The sequence below is a fragment of the Mesorhizobium sp. M4A.F.Ca.ET.050.02.1.1 genome, assembly GCF_003997725.1.
Taxonomy (GTDB): Bacteria; Pseudomonadota; Alphaproteobacteria; order Rhizobiales; family Rhizobiaceae; genus Mesorhizobium.
Genome location: NZ_RZSG01000658.1, coordinates 1 through 3398, shown reverse-complemented (window position 1 = coordinate 3398; position 3398 = coordinate 1). Strand labels below are relative to the sequence as shown.

The window sequence follows — 3398 nt, the reverse complement described above, 5'->3', positions numbered from 1 at the left end:
GCACTGGCTCAGCCGGCGGGATTTGCGGAAACCAGCGACACGATCGTCGCCGACTGGCAGCGCGAGATCGCCGCTGTCGGTGAAACGGCGAAGGCGGGTGCCGCGAGGCCGGAAAGGGTCGAGCCGAGCGCCCCGGATGTTGTGCCGGACGTTGCGATTGCCGAGGACGAGCTGGCGGATGAGGCCGCCTATGAACCGGCTGTTTCGCGCGTCGCTGCGGCGCCACCGCCCGAGGCGCCGCCCGCCCGCACGGCGATCCTTTCCGAGCATGTCGGCCGCCAGGTCGCCGCTGCCTTTGGCGAGCTTTCCGATGCCTTCGCCAGCCGCAGCAAGAAGACCTTCGACGAGATGGCCGAGGACATGCTGCGGCCGATGCTGCAGGATTGGCTGGACAACAACCTGCCGACGCTGGTCGAGCGCCTGGTACGCGAGGAAATCGAGCGCGTGGCGCGCGGCGCGCAATAGTTCCGTCGATAAGGTCAAACAAATGAAAGCGCCGCCTCAGGCGGCGCTTTTTTTGGCCGTGGCTCGGTCGGCTGACCTGGATGGCCAGGATCAGCGGTCAAGGACCGGCCCTTCAAAGCCATATACCGCCGTTATTCTCGGCTGATGCGCCGACGACTGACTTACAGCTATCGACTGCGGGCAACCCGGCCGCCGATCGCTATCGTGACCTGACGGGGGTTACAATTCACCATACTTTCTGGCACTTGCATGTCCGCCGCTCCGACTACGGCCCCGACTGTCAGGCATGTGGAAAGCCGTACCGCACATCAAGGGCAAAGTTCTGCGCCGAATGCGGGCATGGCCTGGCGTTGAAATGACCGGGGCGAAGCCTATTTGCCGCTGAAGGATCAAGGCAGCCCTGCGGTTGACTTGGCCAAAACCTTCCGATTTACACCGGGTCAGCAAACTCCCGACAGCGCGGACCGTTTTCCCATGCTCGAAAAAACCTACGACGCCAAAACCGTCGAGCCGAAGATCGCCAAAATCTGGGAAGTGGCCGATGCCTTCCGCGCCGGTGCCGGCGCGGAGGAGGGGGCGGAGGCCTTCACCATCGTTATCCCGCCGCCGAACGTCACCGGCTCGCTGCATATGGGCCATGCGCTCAACAACACGCTGCAGGACATTTTGGTGCGCTTCGAGCGCATGCGCGGCAAGAACGTGCTGTGGCAGCCTGGCATGGACCATGCCGGCATCGCCACGCAAATGGTGGTCGAGCGCCAGCTGATGGAAAAGCAGATCCATCGCCGCGACCTGGCTCGCGAGGAGTTCATCGAGAAGGTCTGGGAGTGGAAGGCCGAATCCGGCGGTGCGATCTTCAACCAGCTGAAGCGGCTCGGCGCCTCGGCCGATTGGTCGCGCGAACGCTTCACCATGGACGAGGGCCTGTCCAGGGCGGTTCTGGAAGTGTTCGTGACGCTCTACAAGGAAGGGCTGATCTACAAGGACAAGCGCCTTGTGAACTGGGACCCGAAGCTGCTCACCGCGATCTCCGATCTCGAAGTCGAGCAGCATGAGGTCAACGGCAATCTCTGGCATTTCCGCTATCCGGTCGAGGGCGCGGCGTTCGACCCGGAAGACCCCAGGACGTTCATCACGGTCGCGACGACGCGTCCCGAGACGATGCTTGGCGATACGGCGGTGGCGGTGCACCCGGACGACGAGCGCTTCCGGCACCTGGTCGGCAAGAACGTCATCCTGCCGATCGTCGGCCGCAGGATTCCCGTCGTGGCGGACGAATATTCCGATCCGGAAAAGGGCTCGGGCGCGGTCAAGATCACGCCGGCGCACGACTTCAACGACTTCGAGGTGGGCAAGCGCCACAAGCTGCCGGCGATCAACATCCTCACCGTCGAGGCGGCGATCAACCTCAAGGACAATGAGGATTTCCTGGCCGGTCTCGAGGGGACGCCAGAACGCCAGGCCGTATGGGACGAACTCAACGGCCTCGACCGTTTCGTCGCGCGCAAGAAGATCGTCGAGCTGATGGAGGCCGGTGGCTTCCTCGACAAGATCGAGCCGCACCGCCACACCGTGCCGCATGGCGACCGCGGTGGCGTGCCGATTGAGCCGTTCCTGACCGACCAGTGGTATGTCAACGCGGCCGAGCTGGCGAAGCCCGCGATCGCCTCGGTTCGCGAGGGCCGTACCAATTTCGTGCCGAAGAATTGGGAAAAGACCTATTACGACTGGATGGAGAACATCCAGCCCTGGTGCATCTCGCGCCAGCTGTGGTGGGGCCATCAGATCCCGGCCTGGTACGGGCCGGATGGACGCGTCTTTGTCGAGAAGACCGAGGAAGAGGCGCTCGCCGCGGCGATCGAATACTATCTGGCGCTGGAGGGGCCGTGGAAGGCCTGGGTCGAGGACAAGCTCGAGAATTTCAAGCCGGGCGAGATCCTGACCCGCGACGAGGACGTGCTGGACACCTGGTTCTCTTCCGCGCTTTGGCCGTTCTCGACGCTGGGCTGGCCGGACCAGACGCCGGAGCTCAAGACCTACTATCAGACCGACGTTCTGGTCACCGGCTTCGACATCATCTTCTTCTGGGTCGCCCGCATGATGATGATGGGCCTGCATTTCATGGACGAGGAGCCGTTCCACACGGTCTATGTCCATGCGCTGGTGCGCGACAAGAACGGGCAGAAGATGTCGAAGTCGAAAGGCAACGTCATCGATCCGCTCGAGCTCATCGACGAATACGGCGCCGACGCGCTGCGCTTCACGCTTGCGGTGATGGCCGCGCAGGGGCGCGATGTGAAGCTCGATCCGGCGCGCATCGCCGGCTACCGCAATTTCGGCACCAAGCTCTGGAACGCGACACGCTTCGCCGAGATGAACGAGGTGGCGCGCAACGACGATTTCCGGCTGAACGACGCCAAGCTCGCGGTCAACCGCTGGATCCTCACCGAGCTGACGCGGGCGGCGCGTGAAATCACCGACGGCATTTCCTCATACCGCTTCAACGACGCGGCGGGTGCCGCCTACCGGTTCGTCTGGAATCTGTTCTGCGACTGGTACCTGGAACTCCTGAAGCCTGTATTCATGGGCACGGACGAGGCGGCCAAGGCTGAGAGCCGAGCTTGCGTCGCCTTCGTGCTCGACGAGATCTACAAGCTGTTGCATCCGATGATGCCGTTCATGACCGAGGAGTTGTGGGCGCAGACCGCCGGCGAGGGCCAGGAGCGAGCTTCGCTGCTTTGCCACGCCGCCTGGCCGTCGCCGGACTTCGAGGACGCGGACGCGGCCGCCGACATCAACTGGCTGGTCGATCTCGTCTCCGGCATCCGCTCGGTGCGCTCGGAAATGAACGTGCCGCCGGCGGCGATCGCGCCGCTGATGGTGATCGGCGCCAACACGCTGACGCAAGAGCGGCTGGAGCGCCACGCCCAGGC

General features: G+C 63.8%; 2 protein-coding genes. Both read left to right on the top strand.

Annotated elements, in window-relative coordinates:
• The coding region (locus EOA33_RS28825; protein ID WP_127407189.1) for a DUF2497 domain-containing protein at positions 1 to 465 on the top strand (465 nt) is incomplete at its 5' end.
• A gap of 474 nt (positions 466 to 939) precedes the next feature.
• A partial coding sequence (locus EOA33_RS28820) for a valine--tRNA ligase (protein ID WP_127407188.1) occupies positions 940 to 3398 on the top strand: 2459 nt, incomplete at its 3' end.